The 21,445-nt window shown below is 36.6% G+C and carries 22 protein-coding genes, 1 pseudogene and 1 riboswitch; of the genes and pseudogenes, 12 read left to right on the top strand and 11 right to left on the bottom strand.

Features of this window, described 5'->3' with window-relative positions:
- Nucleotides 1-229: 229 nt before the first annotated feature.
- From A6M55_RS01620 to A6M55_RS01605, 4 genes are read right to left on the bottom strand one after another with little or no spacing between them, the layout of a single operon-like run.
- Nucleotides 230-496 (bottom strand): Trm112 family protein, encoded by a 267-nt coding sequence (locus tag A6M55_RS01620; RefSeq protein WP_064196241.1) that lies wholly within the window; start codon nt 494-496, stop codon nt 230-232.
- Between the two features lie 4 nt (nt 497-500).
- A complete protein-coding gene (locus A6M55_RS01615) occupies nt 501-1,112 on the bottom strand; it encodes a thiamine phosphate synthase (RefSeq protein WP_082892894.1) in 612 nt (203 codons plus the stop codon).
- Nucleotides 1,109-2,161 (bottom strand): AIR synthase family protein, encoded by a 1,053-nt coding sequence (locus A6M55_RS01610; RefSeq protein ID WP_064196239.1) that lies wholly within the window; start codon nt 2,159-2,161, stop codon nt 1,109-1,111. The genes A6M55_RS01615 and A6M55_RS01610 overlap by 4 nt, the downstream gene beginning before the upstream one ends.
- The gene (locus tag A6M55_RS01605) at nt 2,161-2,886 is read right to left on the bottom strand and encodes a class I SAM-dependent methyltransferase (RefSeq protein WP_064196238.1); all 726 of its coding nucleotides are present in this window, start codon (nt 2,884-2,886) and stop codon (nt 2,161-2,163) included. The genes A6M55_RS01610 and A6M55_RS01605 overlap by 1 nt, the downstream gene beginning before the upstream one ends.
- Before the next feature lie 104 nt (nt 2,887-2,990).
- Nucleotides 2,991-3,081: riboswitch (TPP riboswitch) on the bottom strand.
- Nucleotides 3,082-3,262: 181 nt separating this feature from the next.
- Between A6M55_RS01605 and A6M55_RS01600 the strand changes: the two genes are divergently transcribed.
- Together A6M55_RS01600 and A6M55_RS01595 are read left to right on the top strand one after the other, a co-directional pair.
- Nucleotides 3,263-4,069, top strand: coding sequence for an alpha/beta fold hydrolase (locus A6M55_RS01600; protein ID WP_015029555.1), 807 nt, complete (start codon nt 3,263-3,265; stop codon nt 4,067-4,069).
- A 51-nt stretch (nt 4,070-4,120) separates the two neighbouring features.
- On the top strand, nt 4,121-4,534 hold the full coding sequence (locus A6M55_RS01595) for a DUF6157 family protein (protein WP_015029554.1): 414 nt from the start codon (nt 4,121-4,123) through the stop codon (nt 4,532-4,534).
- Between the two features lie 2 nt (nt 4,535-4,536).
- Here the strand turns inward: A6M55_RS01595 and A6M55_RS01590 are convergent, their stop codons facing one another.
- Nucleotides 4,537-5,799, bottom strand: coding sequence for a DoxX family protein (locus A6M55_RS01590; protein WP_064196237.1), 1,263 nt, complete (start codon nt 5,797-5,799; stop codon nt 4,537-4,539).
- Nucleotides 5,800-5,949: 150 nt separating this feature from the next.
- Nucleotides 5,950-6,930, bottom strand: coding sequence for a DUF4382 domain-containing protein (locus A6M55_RS01585; protein ID WP_064196236.1), 981 nt, complete (start codon nt 6,928-6,930; stop codon nt 5,950-5,952).
- 206 nt (nt 6,931-7,136) lie between these two features.
- Here A6M55_RS01585 and A6M55_RS01580 point away from each other — a divergent pair, with 206 nt between their 5' ends.
- Both A6M55_RS01580 and A6M55_RS01575 read left to right on the top strand, forming a co-directional pair.
- Nucleotides 7,137-7,616: a hypothetical protein gene (locus A6M55_RS01580; RefSeq protein ID WP_015029551.1), complete on the top strand. Its 480-nt coding sequence runs from the start codon at nt 7,137-7,139 to the stop codon at nt 7,614-7,616.
- 64 nt (nt 7,617-7,680) lie between these two features.
- A complete protein-coding gene (locus A6M55_RS01575) occupies nt 7,681-8,544 on the top strand; it encodes an alpha/beta hydrolase (RefSeq protein WP_197491645.1) in 864 nt (287 codons plus the stop codon).
- A gap of 60 nt (nt 8,545-8,604) precedes the next feature.
- Here the strand turns inward: A6M55_RS01575 and A6M55_RS01570 are convergent, their stop codons facing one another.
- A complete protein-coding gene (locus A6M55_RS01570; protein ID WP_064196234.1) occupies nt 8,605-9,519 on the bottom strand; it encodes an AraC family transcriptional regulator in 915 nt (304 codons plus the stop codon).
- 282 nt (nt 9,520-9,801) lie between these two features.
- Between A6M55_RS01570 and A6M55_RS01565 the strand changes: the two genes are divergently transcribed.
- Nucleotides 9,802-11,325 (top strand): aldehyde dehydrogenase family protein, encoded by a 1,524-nt coding sequence (locus A6M55_RS01565; RefSeq protein ID WP_015029548.1) that lies wholly within the window; start codon nt 9,802-9,804, stop codon nt 11,323-11,325.
- 78 nt (nt 11,326-11,403) lie between these two features.
- Complete coding sequence (locus A6M55_RS01560) at nt 11,404-11,766, top strand: DUF779 domain-containing protein (protein ID WP_064196233.1); 363 nt, start codon at nt 11,404-11,406, stop codon at nt 11,764-11,766.
- Between the two features lie 37 nt (nt 11,767-11,803).
- Here the strand turns inward: A6M55_RS01560 and A6M55_RS01555 are convergent, their stop codons facing one another.
- The 3 genes from A6M55_RS01555 to selD form a co-directional block, all read right to left on the bottom strand.
- Complete coding sequence (locus tag A6M55_RS01555) at nt 11,804-12,124, bottom strand: hypothetical protein (protein WP_064196232.1); 321 nt, start codon at nt 12,122-12,124, stop codon at nt 11,804-11,806.
- A 157-nt stretch (nt 12,125-12,281) separates the two neighbouring features.
- On the bottom strand, nt 12,282-13,706 hold the full coding sequence (locus A6M55_RS01550) for a glycoside hydrolase family 125 protein (RefSeq protein ID WP_064196231.1): 1,425 nt from the start codon (nt 13,704-13,706) through the stop codon (nt 12,282-12,284).
- Nucleotides 13,707-13,785: 79 nt separating this feature from the next.
- Entirely contained in the window at nt 13,786-14,817 is a 1,032-nt protein-coding gene (gene selD / locus A6M55_RS01545; RefSeq protein ID WP_015029544.1) for a selenide, water dikinase SelD, read from the bottom strand.
- A gap of 138 nt (nt 14,818-14,955) precedes the next feature.
- On the opposite strand from selD, the gene A6M55_RS01540 reads away from it, so the two are divergent.
- From A6M55_RS01540 to glyA, 6 genes and pseudogenes are all read left to right on the top strand, one after another.
- On the top strand, nt 14,956-15,645 hold the full coding sequence (locus A6M55_RS01540; protein WP_015029543.1) for an SAM-dependent methyltransferase: 690 nt from the start codon (nt 14,956-14,958) through the stop codon (nt 15,643-15,645).
- An 81-nt stretch (nt 15,646-15,726) separates the two neighbouring features.
- Nucleotides 15,727-16,362 carry an MBL fold metallo-hydrolase gene (locus tag A6M55_RS01535; protein ID WP_064196230.1) on the top strand — a complete coding sequence of 212 codons (636 nt, stop codon included), beginning with the start codon at nt 15,727-15,729 and terminating at the stop codon, nt 16,360-16,362.
- A 75-nt stretch (nt 16,363-16,437) separates the two neighbouring features.
- A complete protein-coding gene (locus A6M55_RS01530) occupies nt 16,438-17,184 on the top strand; it encodes a phosphatidylcholine/phosphatidylserine synthase (RefSeq protein ID WP_015029541.1) in 747 nt (248 codons plus the stop codon).
- Nucleotides 17,185-17,236: 52 nt separating this feature from the next.
- Nucleotides 17,237-17,737 (top strand): hypothetical protein, encoded by a 501-nt coding sequence (locus tag A6M55_RS01525; RefSeq protein WP_015029540.1) that lies wholly within the window; start codon nt 17,237-17,239, stop codon nt 17,735-17,737.
- A 109-nt stretch (nt 17,738-17,846) separates the two neighbouring features.
- Nucleotides 17,847-19,181: a hypothetical protein gene (locus tag A6M55_RS01520; protein WP_015029539.1), complete on the top strand. Its 1,335-nt coding sequence runs from the start codon at nt 17,847-17,849 to the stop codon at nt 19,179-19,181.
- A gap of 337 nt (nt 19,182-19,518) precedes the next feature.
- Nucleotides 19,519-20,821, top strand: a pseudogene (gene glyA / locus A6M55_RS01515) (serine hydroxymethyltransferase).
- Nucleotides 20,822-21,001: 180 nt separating this feature from the next.
- Here glyA and A6M55_RS01510 read toward each other — a convergent pair.
- Nucleotides 21,002-21,355 (bottom strand): hypothetical protein, encoded by a 354-nt coding sequence (locus tag A6M55_RS01510; protein ID WP_064196229.1) that lies wholly within the window; start codon nt 21,353-21,355, stop codon nt 21,002-21,004.
- Between the last annotated feature and the right edge of the window lie 90 nt (nt 21,356-21,445).

The following is a 21,445-nucleotide window of genomic DNA, read 5'->3' as shown; positions in this document are numbered from 1 at the left end:
AAATACATCAAAGACTATACGAAATGTTTCACCCAATGGGGCTTGGATAGAGGTGATAGCATATTTCTCTACCAATATTTAACTCCTTTGGAGTAATTTCAAGTTTATAACCAATTAGCTATAAGTGCTTTATCCAAACTCAAGTTAAATACTTATTTTCCCCTTTTGAAATTAGCTCATTGAATAAATTCAGTTTGGATACATTACCCCAAAAACCATTTTTCATCGTTTATTCTTCCAATATCAAGCTGGCTTTTGCTTCCAGACTTAGCTTATCATTCCATTTTTTAAAAAATGGTTTTTCGAGTTGTGCCTCTCGGTAAGCATCGGGTATCATAATCGGCACTCCATGAATGATTGGATACAAACGCTTACAATTTGGACAAGTGATAAGCCCTTCATGAATGATGTTATTTTCTTTTTCGGTGAAAACCTGAATTGAAAGTTCAGATTTATCAAATGGGCAACATAATTTATCAAAAAAACTTTTGGTCATGACTTTAATGGTTTAAGATTTCTGAATAATTCAATACTACTTCGGTTGGATTTTCGGCGTCCATAATGGCCGATACCAAGGCAATACCATCGAATTGTAATTCTTTGAGATTCGGAATCGTATTTTGATTAATTCCCCCCGCTAAAAATACTTTTCGACTAAAAAACTCGCGAGTTTTGTCAATAGTATCAAAACTAACAAGCTCGCAACTATTACTGGTTTTCGATGGAAATATTGAGCAATACGAAATATAATCCAACGAATTTTGCTCAGCCCAAATGAGTTTTTCGGTTTCGTTTGAACAAGTGAGTCCCCAAATTAAATCTGGTCGTTTTTGTCGGTATTCTTGTATCATTTCGTTGGGAAAATCAAGATGAATTCCATCAAAACAAGTCAAATCAAGGCAATCTTGACCTTCATTAAGAATCAAAGGCACACCTCCCAACTTTGTGAGTTGATGGATAGTTTCAATGATTTCGATTTTATTAGCTACCTTTTGCCAATTATTCCATAATTGCACGGCAAAAATACCACCTTTCAGAGCCATCTCAATTTTATCAAGCAAAACACTTTGTTCGATGGCTGGGTCGGCGATGAGATAAATGCTTTTTTTCATTTCCAACCACGTTTGAATGCCTCAAAAAATGCTGCCCAGTAAGGGTCCGTTTCGTGGTAAGTCATTGGCTTAACTTCATCATTTTCAACCATCCTATGGCCTTCTTCTAATGCTGTGAAACTCCCAATCGTACAGGCCTCGATATTGTTCTCATGTAAAGTATTGATTACCAACTCTTCGTATTGATGCTGAACCGAAATAATCATTGAACCCGCTCCAATACAATAACGAGGGTCAAATGAAAAAACTTCGCAAACTGAGCTGACAATTGGTGAAATATTGAGCCTATCTGCCTGAATTTCAATACCTAAACCACTTGCGATTGCCATCTCGAAAGCTGCACCTAACACACCACCCTCCGTAACATCATGCATCGCATTCACCACATTCTGTTGTTGATTAAGTTTATTGATAACCAATGCTTCATTCAAGACAGAGGTATGATAAAACAATTCTTCCGCTTTTTGTGCTACTTCAGTGCCTAATTTCTGACGAATAGTCTTTGGAAAGGACATCGCCAAAATAGATACAGATGACATCGCACATTGTTTGGTCATAATGATTGAATCACCAATTTGAGCGTTATTCGAAGTAAGTATTTGTTTTTGCGGAGCAATAGTTATCAATGTTCCACCACCCGAAATGGTCGAGTTTTGGCCTTCAATTGTGCCGGTGTGTCCGCCCGTAATTGCAACGCCAATTTCCTTACAAAACTTATCAATGTATTGCCAATATTCTCTAAACTGAGCATCGGAGATACTAGTTGGTAAGTTAAGTACCGTTTGTAAATACATTGGAGCAAAACTGGTGGTAGCGATGTCGTTGGCCATCAGATGCACCGAAAGCCACGCTGATTCCTGCAAACCCAAAGTAGGGATTAAGCTCAGTGGGTCAGAGGTAAGAGCCATGGCCATATTGTTTGGCAATTCTACAAGTGCCACATCGACACCAAAATTTGGCCCAATAACAACTTCTTTACGCTTAAAGCCACTATTAGGTAAGATAACTTTTTTAAAGTATTCTTCGTTGATTTTTCCTATATTTTCCATTAATCCACATCATTGAATCGTACAAACAAACCAAAAAAATCGCCATAAGGTACGTGCCATTCTTGCACAGGAAACCATTCGGGTAGGCCAGTTGCTTGCCACTCAATGGTATAGCTACGTCCTTCAAGTGCTTCATGGATTTTTCGGGTAAGCATTTCAGGCGTGTAGAAAGTAGCAGTTACGTAGAACGGATTTTTCCCAAAGGCTTCTTGCACTCTTCGTCGAACCACTTTTGGAGAATTACGATTCATCATTCCGAAGGCAATTCCATATTTGCCCACTCTTGCAGCTTCACGAATTACCTGCACGGGGTCACGGTAATATTCAAAGGTGGTAATAAACGCAAGTGCATCAAAAGTGTGGTCTTTGAAAGGCATAAAATGAGAATCAGCCCAGACAAGATTTCCACCAAAAAGATGAACGGCCTGCCCCAACATAAAAGGAGAGATATCACCACCCGAAGCATCAATGCCAATTTCTTTCCACCAACGGGTAAAACGGCCAGTTCCGCAACCAAATTCGAGTAGTGTTTTAATTCTTGGGTCAGACTTCACGAATCTACCCATAATTTTCTTTTGCCAAACTTCGGCTCGTTTGTAGCGGCCTTCGTACCAAAGTTCGTAGGTATCGGTGTGTTCACGGTTAAAAAACCATTCTTTTCGGCCCTGCCAATTGCGGAGTGGTGGCTTCACCAAACTTTTTTCGCTTAGTTCTAATTCTTCCATAATAGTTTTGATAAAAATAAACCTCATTTCTGCACTGAATGCTCGAAATGAGGTCTCAAAACGTATATAGATTAGATAAAGCTCTAAGGCTACTCTTCTCAATATCTTATTGGCTCCTGCATTCCTACGCTGGTATTAACCAGTTCAGGTTCTCGGGTATCATCTCAGCTTTTTACAGCACCCCGTGCATGAAATATATTACAAATGTAATCATCAATTGAAATAAATATAGAAAAAACTCATTTTATTATTTGTTTATTAGTAAACTCCGTTAGTCAAATCTTTTATGTACCTTCAATGTCTAAATCGACCAAAATAAGTTTGACTTTGTGAATATGCTCTAACTTGCATACTCTTTTCGCCCCAATTTAAAATTATGAAACGCTTAATACCATTAAATCTTCTTGGTGTGATATTCATTCTCCTTATTTCTTCATTTGGATTTGCCCAGAATTTCAAATATTATCAAGCTCCCGACAAAATTAGAATTGCCTATACTGATTCGGGTTCGGGAAAGGTCGTTGTGCTTTTACATGGATTTATCAATACAGGTGCAAATTGGCGAAAAACAGCCCTGTATAAAGATCTTTTGAAGAATGGCTATCGTGTAATCGTCCCTGATTTAAGAGGGAACGGACATTCCGATAAACCTCATGAAGATAAATTTTATACAAATGATATCGAAACAAAAGACGTGATAGGGATTCTTACTAACTTAAAAATAAAATCTTATGAAGTAGTCGGCTACTCAAGAGGAGCCATTGTTGCAGCAAAATTAATTACGAAGGATAAACGTGTGGTAAAAGTAGTTTTAGGCGGTATGGGGCAGCATTTTACAAATCCAAATTGGGATAGAAGACTAATGTTTGCGGCCGCTTTTAACGGAAAATTTCATCTATATCCCGAAGCTCAGGGTGCAGTAAAATATGCCAAATCTATTAATGCTGATACAGTAGCTCTGGGGCTTTTACAAAAGTATCAACCCGTCACTACGCCAAAGGAATTGAAAAAATTCAGCAAACCAGTCTTAATTATTGCAGGTGATGAAGATAAAGATAACGGCAACCCAGAAGTTCTACAAACTTACTTTAGAGATGCAAAATTGAGTATTGTAAAGGGTAATCATAATATTACCTATAATACTGAAGCATTTTCGGCTGAAATTATAGGCTTTCTAAAATAATTACTGACATAGGGTTGACAGTAAGCAGTGTTTCCTTTAAAGAAAAATTTCATGAAAATACATACGACCAATTACGAATCGACATTAATTGCCATAGCCGATGACTGCCCAGCCAACACTGGCGAAATGCCTCCACATAAAGGAGATAAAAAATCGGTAGCCAATTTGCAGTTTGATATACTTCGGAAACACCCTTATAAATATACTTCAGATGATATAATTTTTCAGGTATTCGCCGAAAGAAACGACCTTACAGAAAAAGAATTAACCGAAGCTCGTACGGCATTTTTCTCAAAAGGACAAGCATGCTTACGAACCTCGCCACTTACTAAAAGGTATGGCTGGGGTGTACACCACAATGAACAAGGTAAAGTTGCCATTTATGCCTGCGATTCGAGCGAATACGAAAAGTTATTGAATGATAAATCTACAACAGTTGTAAAAGCCATGCGGTCAAGTCGATGATATTACTTGTTATAAGGCACTTCATTTATCCAATGAAAACCACGACTAGTGAGAATGAAATTTCGGTGTTTCATTTTCTTCATGGCCACTCGAATCGAATCAGATTTGATTTTTCCTTGCAACATTAATGTTTCCGCATCTGGTTGTGAATACGTAAAAGTGTATTGCGTAGTATCGGTGATAGGAGCAGCATAGTCTGTCATGCGTAAAATGTGTTTAACAGAATCAAGCGTAAAATTGGCTCGTTTACGCAGACCATCGTCATTCGTTACATAAAGCATATCATATGCACCACGGCGGTCGATAAATACTTCTTGCAAGCGTAGAGTGTCAGTTTCAGAAACAGTATTATTTCGTTCGAATCTTTCAACTTTATAAGGCCCATAAATTAAAGATTTTGGAGTATCTATATCTTTGGCTGTAGTAAAGTTTTCATAAAAACCCATTACACCTACTATTCCTAAAAATATTGTTTTTAGAACAATTCTGCCATATTTATACCATTTTCTTCCTTCAAAAACCTTTATTTCTTCTGCAGACTGAGTAGGTTTATTAGCCACAAAAAACAGCCATAAGCGTTTAGCATCAGCAGCTAACAAATACACACACATGAGCAATAAAGTGAAAGAAAAGATTTTCACGGGTACATCATAAAAGACATTCATCATGAAAACATTGAGCATAATGCTCGCACTCATGACTGCACCTAAAGTTGTGGTTCTACGGAAAATTAATAATCCCCCTCCTATCACTTCCATGAGTCCACCAAAAAATTGATAGCCCTTAGAGTACGCCATGAATGTCCATAACAGCCCCATCGGACTCATTTCTCCGAGGCGTTCGAAAAGGCGATAGGTTGTAATATTCCCAAACTGTAAAGGAAAAATCTTTACCAACCCATACGAAAACATAGTAGCTGCTAAAAAATATCGTAGCCAAATTTTAAACCAAAAGGCTAATTTTTCATGATTAGGTCGATTACGGGCAAGCACGTACCAAACAATACTACCTATTGTAGAAAAACTTACAATGGCTAATTGTTGAAGCCAATTCCAAGTAGTATCACCACTCCCATTAGGCCGAACCGTCACTTCGGGAATACCAAAAACGATTTTCCCGAAAAAATCAACCACAAAACTCCATAGCATAGTCATTAGGCCGCCTAAAAATTCGAGAGGAAAGGGGAAAAAGTTTAAGCCCAAGAAGAGAAAAGAAAAATAAAAAGCGATTTTATGGCTAATCGACCATTTGGATAAATCTGACATAAAATAATAATGTTTTGGGTAGAAGTAAATTATAAAACAACAGTAATTTATAAACTACTTGCTACTTTTCCAATATCATATAAAAGAAAAAGCTGTCCCAAAGGACAGCCATTTACCATTTTCTAACCTAAACACTATTTATGAATTTCTTTACAAACCTATGATGCTTTTGATTGAGAGCGATAAGCTCACTTGTGTATTCGATTTTACGGCAATACTATTGAGTGCAAGATTTGAATTCAGATTCAAAAAAGAACTAAAATCTATGATTGCTCCACTTGTACTCTTATTGGTAGCAAAATGTAGCTCATAATCACCCTCTTCCAAAAATGCTATTTTAAAGTTTCCTGCACCATCTACTTTTGCACTTGTCACGGCATTCCTGAAAGTAACACTACTTTCACCTTGTCCTTTTACTTCAGCATTTTCGTTATAAGTACCTTTTTTATAAACATACACCACTACCTGACCATTGATTATTGGATTATAATTATCAATCTTACCCACTATATCACCAGTAGAAGCTCTATTGACCAATCGAATAGAAGATTGTAACTCGCCATACGTAACAAAAGCATAACTCTTTTTACTATTGCTATTCATTTCTTTAATGGCCTTCCTTAAATCAAAATCAATCATTAAATCGGTTACACCGCTCTGTCTCACATCAAATTTCTTAGTTGTAATCTCTACTTCTTGTTTAGCATTTCCTGAAATCACTAATGCTTCCTTGGCTCCATCAGTTTTCTGTACATAGCATCCAGGAGCATTCCCACTTGCATCTTTGGTATAATCAATCACCAAAGTCAATTTACTATATGAGCCTGTTTGAAATTTACCATCCCCCAAATTCAGTGAATTACCATTTTGTAATTGTAAAAGATTCACAGTTTTAGGACCTTTGAAAGCATCATATACCTTACCATCAAATCTAACTTCTGTAATTGTTACGAAAACACCATTAATATTGGTATCATCAATCGGAGCGTCAGTTATACCAATACGCATATCTCCTTTTGGAGCATTGGGGTCTTGCTGACTTACGGGTGTTACAGAATCATCCTGTTTCTGACATGCTACTTGCAATAGAAACATACTAGCCATTAAAATGGCAATTTTAAATGTTTTCATGCTTAACTTAAGTTGTGTTTGTGTAATGATTAATCTACTTTTCCAGCAAAATCAAAAAAAATATTCCACGAATCTTCAAACCATCATTTCCTATTACTATTCCTCAAATTGTGTATTTTTTTCCACATAAATTCCCCACAAATACCCTACATAAGCTTTTGGCACATTGTTTTAATGAGAAAAATCAAACTAATTAAATTCCTGAAATGAAAAAAATATTCATAAGCTTCCTGTTTATCATTACCACATTTACTGTTGCAAACGCTCAATATAAGTTAGGGATTGGTGCCAGACTCAATTATGGATATGGGCTAAGTGTAAAATATAAAATGAATAATAAAGAGGCATTTGAAGGAATTGTGTATTCGAGATGGCAGGGAGTAAACTTCACAGGATTGTATGAAATTCATAAAGCAGCTTTTGAAACCCCAAATTGGCGTTGGTATTATGGAATTGGCGGGCATATCGGATTTTGGAGAAATGGCGGACGCTACGGAAATCCATGGTTTGAAAATTATGATAACCACACAGTGATTGGAGCTGACGGAATCTTGGGACTTGAATATACATTTAAAGAAATCCCGCTTAATCTTAGTTTAGACTGGAAACCCGCCCTCAACGTCGTTGGTTATCAAGGCTTATGGCTCGATGATATAGCCCTAACGGCTAGAATAGCCATCAAATAAAGTAATAGTCATGAGTTATTCATAAATAATTATTTATCAGATGATTGCTTCAAAACTTATAGCCATGAGATTTTTCTTTATCGTAAGTTCAATGCTATTGTTGAGTTCATGTGATACTATTGATTTAGTACCACTTATTAATAAAAATTATTCAATTAGAGCCGATGAAACGCTAGATTATGAAGTAAGAAAAAATGAAAATTATGGTGATAATGAACTTCAAAACTATGACCTCTATTTACCGAAAAATCAATCAACAAAAGTACCAGTAATTGTGCTTTTGCACGGAGGTGGATGGAGCGAGGGTGATAAAGGATTTATTAACCCCATTGTTGACCATTTTCGACAAAAAAACACTAAGTGTGCCATTGTAAACATGAATTACAGGCTTACTTTTCAACAAGGTATTACCTATAAGCAGCAACTTGACGATATAGGCATGCTTCTCAAAAAGTTACACAAGGAAGCAAATTCGCTTAATATCACACCTAAATTTTTTCTTTTAGGAATTAGTGCAGGTGGGCATTTAGCTATGCTTTATTCCTACACAGCCGATAACAAAAATTTGGTGGAAGTTGTAGGAGGAATTGCTAGCCCCGCTGACCTCACTTCTGATAAATTACGCCAAGGACGAATGAATAGCGATATTGTAAAACTTATTAGTCAGCCATTCAGTGAAGAAACTGTTAGAGAATACCGCTCGGCAAGTCCATATTATCAGATGAAAAAGAGTTCGCCTGCAACAATTCTATTTTATGGTGGCAGTGATACGATTGTACCGCCAGAACAAGGTGAAAAAATGAAACAAAAATTAGAAGAAATGGGAAGCAAGCACGAATACTATTTTTATCCAGAACTCTACCACGAATGGGGCCGACTAAATGAAACCGTTGATATCATGCTCACTTTCGCCGACAAATATCTTTAAGATTTTTATACTAACAATTCCACAACTTCTACATGAAGGGAAGATGAAAGTCTTCCCTTTTTATTTTATTACACAAGTTTGCTCTTTAAATTCAGTTGGCGAAAGTTTTTTCTTTTTCTTAAAAATACGGCAGAAATAAGAGAAACTATTGAATCCGCTGGCCATGTAAGCTTCTTTAATACTCACTTTGGGGTTTCGGAGTAAGCTTTCAGCTACTTTTAAACGTTCTTCGATGATAAAATCATTTGGCGAAGACCCAAGTTCATGCTTGAATGTACGATAAAAATTCGACTCGCTCATATAAGCTTTTTCACTCAAAAGTTCTATTGATAAATCTTCTGTGATATTATCTTGAATATACTTGATAATAAACGAAATACGGTCATTATTAGAATGAGTTTGAGCTTTTTTCAAGTAAATACTTTTCGATTCAGTTTGTAGAATTCTGATGATTAATTCTTGAATGAGCAAATCGGCAAATATATCTTTCGAAGGATGTTTTTCGGCAAAAATAAAGATAAGACGTTGGAGAATCTGATTAATGGCTACATCATTAGTGAAATGATAATTATAATCAGTCATGCTCCATTCTTTTCCATTTTGTTTAGTTCCACGATAATTCAGTAAATCAACGGTATCTTGAAGTTTTGATTCAGAAAATGCCAAGGCTAAACACTGAGTAGGACTAAGTTCGGTAGCTTCTGGGAAATCTATACACATTAATTCATTAGAAGGCAAAATCACCGATTCGCCAGGTAGAAAACCAAAAGAATGAGTATTTTCTAAGTGCATCACTTTTTTCCCTTTAATCATGCTTGCTAATACAAGTTCTTTAAAGCGAAGCAAAACCTGAGATGCTTGTTGATGAGTTTCAAAGACATTCAATTCCGCATTATTGAGTGTATGAATCGTTCTGTTTTCAACCAAACTTTGCAGCTTACGATTTTCGTAGTGAGAAGAATTTAGATTTATCATAACTCCCAAGATTTTAGTTTCTAACGATTTTCTGTTAACAATTGGCTACCAACCACGAACAACATCTTAAACAAACCTACTTAATATTATTATTTCTACAAAAAATATCACTATCTAAATTGAATTATTCTATGCAAATTGATAGGATTGTGCAATTCAATATAGAAAAGTGCAATCAGTTGGCAGAAAAATGAAATTGTTGGGTAGAAAAATGACACTAAATATAACTATTGCAAGATTTATTTGCATTATCATTTTTCACCTTAATAATTATTTATAACTATGTCAGCGGTAACAACAGCAAAAAGTAATTTAGTAGAAAAACCTATTTTCAAGACTCATTACGACAACTTCATTGGTGGCAAGTGGGTAGCTCCGGTAAAAAGCGAATACTTCGAAGTAACTTCTCCAGTTGATGGCAAAGTATTTACCCAAGTAGCACGCTCTACTGAAGAAGATATCAACTTAGCATTAGATGCTGCATGGGCAGCCGCTCCGAGCTGGAACACTTCATCGGCTACTACTCGTAGCAATATTTTATTGAAAATTGCAGACCGTTTAGAGCAAAATCTTAGCCTTTTAGCACGTGTAGAAACATGGGATAACGGCAAGGCCATTCGTGAAACTATGGCGGCAGATTTACCTTTGGCAATTGACCACTTCCGTTATTTTGCGGGTGTTATTCGTGCAGAAGAAGGTTCAGCATCAGAATTAAATGCCAATACACTCTCATTAATTATTCATGAGCCACTTGGCGTAGTTGGACAAATTATTCCTTGGAACTTCCCATTATTGATGGCTGCTTGGAAAATTGCTCCAGCATTAGCGGCAGGTAATTGTGTTGTATTGAAACCAGCCGAGCAAACGCCAGTAGGTATCATGGTTTTGGCCGAATTAATTCAGGATTTACTGCCAGCAGGTGTCTTGAATATTGTCAATGGTTTTGGTATCGAAGCTGGAAAACCATTGGCATCAAGCCCACGTATCAATAAAATTGCATTTACTGGCGAAACCACTACTGGTCAGCTTATTATGCAATATGCTTCTAAAAATATTATTCCAGTTACGTTAGAATTGGGTGGTAAATCGCCAAATATTTTCTTCAAAAGTATCATGGAAGCTGATGATGAGTTTTTCGATAAAGCCCTCGAAGGAGCATCTATGTTTGCTTTAAACCAAGGAGAAGTTTGTACGTGCCCGTCAAGAATTTTGGTAGAAGAATCAATCTATGATGCTTTTATTGAACGTGTAGTTGAGCGTGTAAATGCGATTAAACTTGGGCACCCACTCGACCCTGAAACAATGATGGGAGCTCAGGCTTCGAACGACCAATACGAGAAAATCTTGAACTATATTGAAATCGGAAAAGAAGAAGGAGCAGAATTACTAACTGGTGGTGGAGCCTCTTATAACGAAGGTTTAGAAGGTGGCTATTACATCAAGCCTACCATTTTCAAGGGAAATAATAAAATGCGTATTTTCCAAGAAGAAATCTTTGGGCCAGTGGTTTGTGTAACAACTTTTAAAGATGAGGCTGAAGCCATTGCCATTGCCAACGATACACTTTATGGTTTAGGTGCTGGCGTATGGACACGTGACATGCACCAAGCATATACTGTGGCAAGAGCCGTGCAAGCAGGTAGAGTTTGGGTAAATTGCTATCACGATTACCCAGCACACGCTCCATTTGGTGGATATAAGAAATCAGGTATTGGTCGTGAAACGCACAAAATGATGCTCAATCATTATCGCCAAACGAAGAATATGCTGATTTCGTATGATAAAAATAAACTCGGATTTTTCTGATAATACCTATTTACCGATTTGTAGAGACAAGTCATGCCTTGTCTCTACGTTTTGTATTTATTGTCTAAATAATATAATATGTCAATCGAACGCGTGGCTATTACGCCCGAAGCTACAGAAATTATTGATAAATTAAGAGACCGAAACGGAGAACTATTTTTTCATCAAAGCGGAGGATGCTGTGATGGCTCTGCCCCAATGTGTTTTCAGGTAGGAGAATTAATGCTCAATGAAACCGATGTAAAGCTCGGTAGGATTCACGGATGTGATTTTTATATGTCGAGAGACCAATTTGAATATTGGAAACACACGCACCTTACACTAGATGTAGTAAAAGGCAGAGGAGCAAGTTTTTCGCTTGAAATTCCACTTGGTGTACGTTTCGTGATCAAATCAAGGCTTTTTACTGAAGAAGAATCTGTGATTTTAGGGGAGATTTAGAAATTTACACCCTTAAAATATCTACTTTAGCATCGTTTCATCCGCAGTATTTTGTTTCAATGATTTTTCCCAAATTAATTACAAAAAAATAATCTTCAGGGTCTTTCGAACCTCGTGGAGCTTCATCAAAAAGTTCGAGTTCTGTACCTTTCCATTCAATCAAAATAGTCGGTACTTTTGCCTCAAAGCCATTTCTAAACTCAACAGCATCATACTCTCTGAATCTGACTCCTTCTTTGTCATTTATCAGCAGTTGTTCTTCCCAAAAAGGTATAAAATCTTGATATACCTCATTTTTTTCGCCATTCAAAATTTCATCAAAATCATCTTTCAAGATGGCTATTTTTAATATTTTCATTAGTTTAAATCGTGATATCAATATTTATAATTCGTTCAACTGCTCTGCTAAGTCTTCGACCTTGTAGGTTTGGTTTCGTTCTCTGAACGGCAGAACCAACGCTACAAAGTCGGAGATTTTTCAGTAAAAATTGACAGATTGCAAATCTGTCCTACAATTAAAGTGTATTTTTAAGTAAATGTGGGCGTTCTTTGGCCACTTTCAATACCATTTCGCCAAAAAGCGTATTGGCCCATGCAAACCATTTTCTTGTAAATTTAGCAGCATCATCTTTATCAAATGATTCGTGCATAAAACCAGTTTTTGCGTGCGTATTTTTCAAGAATTTTAGCTGTTGCAAAATCTCTTTATCATCAGTAGAAGTCATGGCACGCATGATAATACTCAAATGCCAAATCTGATTAACTAACGTATGTGGACTACCCACCCCTTCGGCAGCTTTTCCTTTAAAAAAATATGGGTTTGAGTCACTCAATACAAATCGACGCGTATTTTGATAGATTGGGTCGCTTACCTTAACTGCCCCTAAATATGGCAAACTCATTAGATTTGGAACGTTTGCATCGTCTTGCAGAAGACAATTACCAAATCCATCCACTTCCATAGCGTATATTTTACCAAACTTTGGATGTGTAATAATTGCATATTTTTTGATAGCCGATTCTACTTCATTCGCAAAAATTTGGCATTCTTTGGCAAATTCTGCATTTTTATAAACATTCGTAGCTATTTCAGCGATTTGTCTGAAAGATACAACGGCAAATAAATTAGCAGGAATCAAAAACGGATAAATTGTAGCATCATCTGACGGGCGAAAAATACTATGAATCAAGCCATTTGGCTTAGTTACATTACCTAGTCCATTTCCGGGAACGGTGTCAGTTGACCAAGAAGTAGTTCGACCAAAACGATATTTACCTACTCCTTTGAGCCGTTGTTGTTCTCGACAAGTGGCAATGATACTTTGAGCCGCTTTCAGCCATTTTTCATCAAAAACACTAGTATCATTGGTCAATTTCCAGTAATTATAGGCTAAACGGACTGTATAGCAAAGCGAGTCAAGCTCCCATTTACGCTCATGAAGTTCGGGCTTCATATCAGTGTGGTCGCTCAACCATTCTGATTTTCCGGGACCATCATTAAACGCATTAGCATAAGGGTCAATCAAAATACATTCCGTCTGACGATTAATTACTCCTGCAATGAGTTGTTGTAGGGCAGCATCTTCTTTCATCAAACTTAAGTAAGGTGTCACTTGTGCTGTGCTATCTCGTAGCCACATCGCATGAATATCGCCAGTAATCACAAAAGTATCGGGGCGGTCTCCTTTCTTTTTGAAATGAACAGTCGTATCGAGGGTATTCGGGAAACAATTTTCAAATAACCAAGCCAATTCTGGGTCTTTGATGAGCGTTTTCATACGTCCAATAATTGATTCGATAGCTGGACTACTAAAATTTCGCTTATCCGCAGAAACACGTACAGTAGGAAAATCTTGTCCGAAACTTTGATTGTGAAACAATAAACCCACACTAGCTAAAGTACTCTGCTGTATGAATTTACGGCGATTGATGTGTTGCATTTTATATTATCGAGGTTTTGTTCTCAAATTCCATGGCGATGGGTTTACAAACTCATCGCGATAAGTAAAATTGGGTTAATTAAATTACATTGATACTTTTTTCGGTTTTAGCAATCATCTGCCCAAAAGATTCAGCTAATATGCCATTTTCCTCTAAAATTCTTTCTAATTCTTCTTTACCAGAAGGTTCAACAGCAATTAAAAGACCTCCGCTAGTTTGAGGGTCCGCCAATAATATTTTTTGGGTATCGCTCATTACCGATACTTTTTCTTTGTAGCTATCCCAATTGGTATTGCATCCTTTCGGTGCACAAAACGGATACAAATAATCTGTCACTCCCGCAATTTTTGGCACCCTGTCATAACTAATTTCTGCACTCAGATGGCTGCCTTCGCACATTTCAAGTAAATGCCCAAGTAAACCAAAACCTGTTACATCGGTCATGGCTTTTACCGAAGAGAGTTTTCCTAAAGAAGCTCCTACTTTGTTTAGTGTAGTCATTTGCTCAACGGCAGCTTGTAAATTTTCTGGATTCGAAATACCCATTTTTTGTGCGGTAGTTAATAAACCTACTCCTAAAGGCTTGGTTAGATATAATAAACAACCTTCTGTGGCAGTAGAATTTTGTTTCAGATGTTCGATTTTCACTCTACCCGTAACCGCCAAACCAAAAAATGGCTCAGGACTATCAATGCTATGCCCACCCGCCAGCGGAATATTTGCTGCCGTACAGGTGGCACGGCTTCCATCGAGCACTTTTTGAGCTATCTCAGGTGGAATTGTGTCAACTGGCCAACCCAAAATAGCAATTGCCATTAGCGGCTCTCCGCCCATGGCATACACATCACTTAGAGCATTCGTAGAAGCAACTCGACCAAAATCAAAGGCATCATCAACGATTGGCATAAAGAAATCGGTGGTACTGATAAGTGCATCTCCATTACCCATATCAAAAACCGCTGCATCATCTTTGTCTTTATTCCCTACCAATAAGTTTGGGTAAGTATTTTGTGGTGAAATTGTATGGAGAATTTGGTCAAGAACCTTCGGAGAAATCTTGCATCCACAACCTGAGCCGTGGCTATATTGAGTAAGTTTTATTTCAGTCATGGTAGGAGTGGTAATTTTGTAAACCGCCGTAAAAATACATAATATTGTAAAATGGTTTTTATAAAACTAGTTTTTATAATACAATTCGAGAAAGTATATAAACAAAACTGCTTGTTTCGGAATTGAACTAAACAAAATATGACCCTTTTTCTAATACCTACCATACTCGCCCCTGATACCCAAGAAACAGTACTTCCAACTCAAATAAAAGCGGTCGTGAGCGAATTGAATGTGTTTTTTGTGGAAGAACTCCGCACCGCCCGAAGATTTATTAGTAGCCTTAAGCTCAACAAAGTAATTGATGAGATTACATTTTATGAATTGAATAAAGATACACCACCCGAACAAACCCTTGCACAACTCAAAAAGCTCAAAACAGATGCAGGTATCATCAGCGAAGCGGGTTGTCCTGGCATTGCAGACCCTGGCTCGGTTGCGGTTGGCTACGCTCATCAACTTGGCCATAAAGTAGTGCCATTGGTAGGTCCAAGTTCTATTTTAATGGCTTTGATGGCTTCTGGATTTAATGGACAAAGTTTTACTTTCAATGGTTATTTACCGATTGATAAACAACAAAGAATAAAATCAATTCGTGAATTAGAACAACTGGCCAAGAAAAAAAAGCAAACACAGATTTTTATGGAAACACCTTTCCGCAATAACCAATTATTGGAAGATGTTTTACAAAATCTCAATCCAGAAACTTTGCTCTGCATTGCATGTAATGTGACTGCTCCTGAAGAATTTATTAAAACATTAAGGGTGAAAGATTGGCGAAAATCTAAGCCAGATTTACACAAAAAGCCTACTATTTTTTTACTTTTGTAATGAATATGACTGTTTAAGATAGAAAAATCAATTAAATAATAATTTGTGGGCTGTTGTCCATTGACTGTTGACTTACCCAAAATGATAAACATACACTCTTTTACCTTCTCGCCGATAGCTGAAAACACCTATATCTTATGGGACGAAACTCATGAGGCTATCATCATAGATGCTGGTTGTTTAGCTCAATATGAAAAAGAAGAATTGGCCGATTTTATAGCCGATAATCGTCTTGTAGTAAAGCAATTAGTTCAAACACACTGCCATCTCGACCATGTTTTTGGGGCAGCCTACGTAAAGCGTAAGTTTGGGGTAAAAATGGCTATTCATAAAAATGAAGTGCCAATTTTAGCTGATGTAGAAAATCGCTGTCGAATGTGGGAAATCAAGGGCTACGAACCCGTAGAAGCTGATGTATTTATTGATGAAAACGATAAAATATTCTTTGGAAACTCAGAGCTTGAAATAAGATTCGTGCCCGGACATGCTCCCGGACATTTAGCTTTTGTAAATCATACCCAAAAGTTTGTCATAGGAGGAGATGTACTTTTTAAAGGTAGCGTTGGGCGAACTGATTTTCCGTTTTGTAGCCATGAAGCGTTAATTAAAAGCATAGAAACTCAATTTCTAACGCTTGATGATGACTTTACGGTTTATGCTGGCCACGGCGACCCCACGACTATCGGCTATGAACGCAAAACCAATCCTTTTTTGTAGAACACTTTTCAGAATTGTTCGCTCAAATAATATTTTAATACAATCTGACAAGTTAGAAACTTGTCCTACAAGTTTATGAAATTATTTACTATTCCGAATATCATGACCCTCTGTAATTTACTCTGTGGTTGTGTAGGTATTGTTTTTGTTTTTGAAGGGAACCTGCTTTGGGCTTCTTATTTAATCTTTATCGCAGGAATCCTTGATTTTTTAGATGGATTTGTGGCTCGTTTGCTCAAACAACATTCCGAGATAGGCAAGCAACTTGATTCCTTGGCCGATATGGTTACTTTTGGCGTATTACCATCGTTTATTGTAGCTAAGCTAATTCAACTTTCAACGCAAGAAAATACAATTTTATCAGATTTGGTTCCGTCCAATCTTTTATCACAAACTCATTTACCAACTTTAGCTTATAGTGCTTTTATTTTAGCCTTATTTTCTTGCCTACGTTTGGCCAAATTCAATATTGACACTCGTCAGTCTGATTCATTCATTGGTGTTCCTACTCCCGCCAATGCGTTTGTAGTAGCGGCTTTTCCGTTAATTATAAAATTTAATTCTGAATACGCATTCTTAATTCTTAATTCTACATTCTTAATAGCGTACACGCTCATTATGAGTTACTTACTAATTTCGGAGATACCACTATTTGCATTAAAATTTAAGAGTTTTTCGTGGGCTTCGAATCAAATCAAATACATTTTTCTAATACTTTCTGTAATTTTACTTCTAAGCTTAAAGTTTCTTGCAATACCGTTAATCATATTTTTGTATATCATTTTATCAGTTATCAATAATTTACTCCCGAAAAACTCATAAACTGTTATTTATCATTGGTTGAAATTATTTTCAGACCTTAAAACTAAAAACAATGCAAAATCCATTCGAAGAAAATACGGGCTCAGTACGCCCAACATTACTCACCATTTTGTGTGTACTAACTCTCATCTGGAATGCCTATAAATTTTATGGAGCAATTCCGAATACTTTCACACCTGAAAAAGTAATGGAAAGTAAAGAACAAGCCAATGAAATGATGATGGATATGTTCTCAAAATATATGTCTGAAAAAGACATCGAAAAAGTGGAAGAATCTCAAGCAGAAACAGAGAAGATGTTTCAAAGAGATAACCTAGTATTAGCGGGTGGAGTTAACTTAATTTCAAGTTTATTAATCATGCTCGGTGCAATTTGGATGTGGGGGCTCCGCAAAAAAGGTTTTTGGGTTTACATTGCAGGTAATGTGGTTGGAATCCTTGCTCCAATCGTCATTTTTGGAGGAAGCATCGGCTGGAGTATTGGTATTATGTCGTTGATTGCCTCAGCTATTTTTACGGGTCTTTACGCCATTAACCTTAAATATTTAGTCTAAAATATTTGTTAAGACATTGTTAATGTTTCTTAAAACCTGCCCCAAAATGGACAGGTTTTTCTATTTTTAGCTATTAGAATAGCTCAGAAAAGTAGTTCGCCAGCATTTTATGAAAAAAATAATACTTACTGTCATTATTTTACTCCATTGTTGTGGACTAAGCGGCCTTTTATTCGCACAAGGCGATTTCACTCGGATTTATCATCCAATTATTAATTCTGCTGAATTGGCCATTGTTGACACAAATTACTACGAAGCACTCGATTATTATAAAGCAGCCTTCGATAATGTAAAAAAACCTTTTGCTAAAGATTATTACAATGCAGCCATTTGTGCCGCCATGGTTGGTAAAATCTCAACTATGTTTGATTATTTGGAGAAAATCGTAGAAAAAGGCTATCCTTCTGATAGTTTACGCAAAGATATTTTCTTCCATTTCGTGGCTGATACATGCAAAAGGTGGGAAAAATTTGAAAACCAAATAAGGTTCATCAAGCCCAACATTAATCAAGAATTAAGAGATAGTCTGACAAAATTATACGCATTAGGTTCCAGAAATATTCGAGTTCCTCTGACAGCCGATTTAAGAGAGTATTTCGTAAAAAATCAAGCATCACAGCCAACTTTTACAATCAAACAGAATGGTAAAGACACCACAATCAACATCAGGCGAGTAGGTTTTATAGATAGCCTTTATTTTTTCAATAGTTTGCCCGAAAAACTAAGGCTTCAACAAGACAGTTTAAGAAAAATTCAAAACGAATTATTTGCAAAAAATCAACATGTTGTCTATAATACAATCACGAAAATCATTGAAGATAATGGATTTCCTGACGAAAATTTAATTGGTCTTTCGGGTAGAGATTCTCGCAACGTTTCAAGAGATAGAGCTTCCTTTTTCTTTGCAGAACAGAATTTTAATAATTCACTACTCAATAATAGTATTGTGCTCGACCTATTTTCAAGTTCTTTTCCAGCCCAAGAAAGTGATATTAGTTCACTGATAAACCAAGCTGTCAGAGATGGTAAGTTATTACCACACCATATTAATAGAATTTATGCCAGCAGAGGAAATTTTCGTAGCAGAGAAGATATCAATACTTCAAAAAATACCTCACTCAATGTTTTTTCATTTGGGAAAGTAAAAGTTTTTCGCTTCCAATTAGACCCTCATTCAAAATGTAATACTCCTGAAATTGACAAAAAACTCTCAAAAAGTTACTGGCAAAAAGAGTCATTAGGGGAATATAGCGAAGCAGAAATCAATGAAAAACGCCTTGATATTGGCTTAGAAACTTTGGCAGATGCCTATAAAAAAGCATTTTTTAAGGCATATCCACGTGTATTTATTATTAATGGAGGAAGTTATCAAACCGAGCTTTCTTATGTGTCAAGTTGTGAGGTTTTAGAGAAAATGTTGAAAGAACATCCATTTATTAAGTAGGAAGATTATTTTTTTGGTTTCGACTTCGCTACCTTCAACTTCGCTACCTTCGACTTCGCTCAGGTACCGGAGCTGTGTGAGATAAAGTTGAAAATATAACTTTATCAAGAAACTTCAAAACAATTCGTAGCCGCCCAAATAATATTTTGTCAAAAATTCTTCTTATCGTAATAATCGGTTAATTTTGTAACATATTTCTTCATCACAAGCAGGGCAGGTTTCTGTCAAATCCATAATACGGCGTACTTGCGAAAGTACTGAATTAAACATTGAACACAAGTTCAATAACCAAAGACAAGCATATTGATAACTGTTTACTGATAACTGATAATTGACAATGTCTTCTGTACAAACTTCTATCGTTCGTGACACACAAATCTTTGATTTAATCACGAAAGAAAACAATCGCCAATTGCACGGCATCGAATTAATTGCATCTGAAAACTTCGTTTCGCCACAGGTGATGGAAGCGGCAGGTAGTGTTTTGACAAATAAATACGCTGAAGGTCTTCCTGGAAAACGCTATTATGGTGGTTGTGAGGTTGTTGACCAAGTAGAACAAATCGCTATCGACCGTCTTAAACAATTATTCAATCTTTCATGGGCCAATGTTCAGCCACACTCTGGTGCACAGGCAAACATGGCGGTTTTCTTGGCATGTTTGCAGCCAGGTGATAAAATCTTAGGTTTCAACCTTTCGCACGGTGGACACCTTTCGCATGGTTCTCCTGTTAATATTTCGGGCAAATATTTCCAACCTTTCTTCTACGGCGTAGAACAAGAAACAGGTTTAATCGATTGGAATAAAGTAGAAGAAACCGCTCAACGCGAGCGTCCGAAATTAATTATCTGTGGAGCTTCAGCTTATTCTCGTGACTGGGATTATGCACGTCTTCGTCAGATTGCAGATTCGGTTGGTGCACTTTTATTAGCCGATATTTCTCACCCAGCAGGTTTGGTGGCTAAAGGTTTATTAAATGACCCATTTTTTTTTTGACCACTGTCATATCGTAACAACTACTACGCACAAAACTCTTCGCGGAACACGTGGTGGTGTGATTATGCTTCGCAATGACTTCCCGAATCCATTCGGAATCACTACTCCAAAAGGTGAAATCAGAATGATGTCATCATTACTTGATTCTGGTGTTTTCCCAGGCACTCAGGGTGGTCCATTAGAGCACATCATTGCTGCTAAAGCAATCGCTTTTGGAGAGGCATTGACTGATAATTTCTACAATTATCAAGTACAAGTTCAGAAAAATGCTAAAGTAATGGCTCAAGAGTTTATTAACCGTGGCTATAAAGTTATTTCTGGTGGTACAGATAATCACTTGATGTTGATTGATTTACGTCCGAAAAACTTAACTGGTAAAATTGCTGAAAATTCGCTTATCCAAGCAGATATTACGGTAAACAAAAACATGGTTCCATTTGATGATAAAACAGCCATGACTACTTCAGGTATGCGTGTGGGTACTGCCGCCATGACTACTCGTGGCTTGGTTGAAACTGATATGGTAAAAATCGTTAATTTGATTGATGAAGTGTTGATGAATCATGATAACGCAACAAAGATTGCGAATGTTAGAGGCGAAATCAATAAATGGATGAAAGATTATCCATTGTTTCAATATTAATCTGTAGTACAGGTTTGAAACCTGTCAAAGGGTGTGATATGGTTTGAAGCTATATCACACTTTTTTATGTAAAAAATCGACAGCTTACAAATCTGTCCTACAATAAGAAAGGCTTGAGTCAACGACCCAAGCCTTTTTCTAAACCCTAACTAAACCGTATATAAATTCATTTTTAATTTCTTAAGCTACTAAGCAATACTCAAAGTCTTGCTTTACCGCAATTCGCTCTGTTTGAATTTCTTTGATTGTATTTACTTTGCATACATTAGTTCCGAAAAGAGTCTTTGTAAAAAAATCTACCACAAAATTAGTAAACATCTCTACCAACGATTCCTGTACATTTGTATCTTCTTTTACCATTGATAATTCACCAAAATTTACTTTTAATGAATTTTCAATTTCGCTTACAATATTCTTTTGCTGAATGTTCTTACTCAAAGTTCGTTGTTGTTTATAGGTATTATGCGGGAAACCCATAGCCATTGAACTGAAGCTGAAAGTAGAGAGTGCAAGAAGTAATAATAGCTTTTTCATAATGTCGTTTTTTTGTGTGTCAGAACCATCTATTTGATTGACAATACAAAGATATGTGTTTTATTTAGTATTATGCAATACATAGTACCT

The sequence above is a fragment of the Emticicia sp. MM genome (assembly GCF_001649495.1).
Note: the sequence above shows the minus strand (reverse complement) of the source record. Positions and strands in the feature narration are given on the sequence as shown.

What these genes read in the sequence shown, in the direction of transcription:
- A6M55_RS01620 (WP_064196241.1), bottom strand. Translation starts at nt 496, where the DNA reads ATGACCAAAAGTTTTTTTGATAAATTATGTTGCCCATTTGATAAATCT.
- A6M55_RS01615 (WP_082892894.1), bottom strand. Translation starts at nt 1,112, where the DNA reads ATGAAAAAAAGCATTTATCTCATCGCCGACCCAGCCATCGAACAAAGT.
- A6M55_RS01610 (WP_064196239.1), bottom strand. Translation starts at nt 2,161, where the DNA reads ATGGAAAATATAGGAAAAATCAACGAAGAATACTTTAAAAAAGTTATC.
- A6M55_RS01605 (WP_064196238.1), bottom strand. Translation starts at nt 2,886, where the DNA reads ATGGAAGAATTAGAACTAAGCGAAAAAAGTTTGGTGAAGCCACCACTC.
- A6M55_RS01600 (WP_015029555.1), top strand. Translation starts at nt 3,263, where the DNA reads ATGAAACGCTTAATACCATTAAATCTTCTTGGTGTGATATTCATTCTC.
- A6M55_RS01595 (WP_015029554.1), top strand. Translation starts at nt 4,121, where the DNA reads ATGAAAATACATACGACCAATTACGAATCGACATTAATTGCCATAGCC.
- A6M55_RS01590 (WP_064196237.1), bottom strand. Translation starts at nt 5,799, where the DNA reads ATGTCAGATTTATCCAAATGGTCGATTAGCCATAAAATCGCTTTTTAT.
- A6M55_RS01585 (WP_064196236.1), bottom strand. Translation starts at nt 6,930, where the DNA reads ATGAAAACATTTAAAATTGCCATTTTAATGGCTAGTATGTTTCTATTG.
- A6M55_RS01580 (WP_015029551.1), top strand. Translation starts at nt 7,137, where the DNA reads ATGAAAAAAATATTCATAAGCTTCCTGTTTATCATTACCACATTTACT.
- A6M55_RS01575 (WP_197491645.1), top strand. Translation starts at nt 7,681, where the DNA reads ATGAGATTTTTCTTTATCGTAAGTTCAATGCTATTGTTGAGTTCATGT.
- A6M55_RS01570 (WP_064196234.1), bottom strand. Translation starts at nt 9,519, where the DNA reads ATGATAAATCTAAATTCTTCTCACTACGAAAATCGTAAGCTGCAAAGT.
- A6M55_RS01565 (WP_015029548.1), top strand. Translation starts at nt 9,802, where the DNA reads ATGTCAGCGGTAACAACAGCAAAAAGTAATTTAGTAGAAAAACCTATT.
- A6M55_RS01560 (WP_064196233.1), top strand. Translation starts at nt 11,404, where the DNA reads ATGTCAATCGAACGCGTGGCTATTACGCCCGAAGCTACAGAAATTATT.
- A6M55_RS01555 (WP_064196232.1), bottom strand. Translation starts at nt 12,124, where the DNA reads ATGAAAATATTAAAAATAGCCATCTTGAAAGATGATTTTGATGAAATT.
- A6M55_RS01550 (WP_064196231.1), bottom strand. Translation starts at nt 13,706, where the DNA reads ATGCAACACATCAATCGCCGTAAATTCATACAGCAGAGTACTTTAGCT.
- selD (WP_015029544.1), bottom strand. Translation starts at nt 14,817, where the DNA reads ATGACTGAAATAAAACTTACTCAATATAGCCACGGCTCAGGTTGTGGA.
- A6M55_RS01540 (WP_015029543.1), top strand. Translation starts at nt 14,956, where the DNA reads ATGACCCTTTTTCTAATACCTACCATACTCGCCCCTGATACCCAAGAA.
- A6M55_RS01535 (WP_064196230.1), top strand. Translation starts at nt 15,727, where the DNA reads ATGATAAACATACACTCTTTTACCTTCTCGCCGATAGCTGAAAACACC.
- A6M55_RS01530 (WP_015029541.1), top strand. Translation starts at nt 16,438, where the DNA reads ATGAAATTATTTACTATTCCGAATATCATGACCCTCTGTAATTTACTC.
- A6M55_RS01525 (WP_015029540.1), top strand. Translation starts at nt 17,237, where the DNA reads ATGCAAAATCCATTCGAAGAAAATACGGGCTCAGTACGCCCAACATTA.
- A6M55_RS01520 (WP_015029539.1), top strand. Translation starts at nt 17,847, where the DNA reads ATGAAAAAAATAATACTTACTGTCATTATTTTACTCCATTGTTGTGGA.
- A6M55_RS01510 (WP_064196229.1), bottom strand. Translation starts at nt 21,355, where the DNA reads ATGAAAAAGCTATTATTACTTCTTGCACTCTCTACTTTCAGCTTCAGT.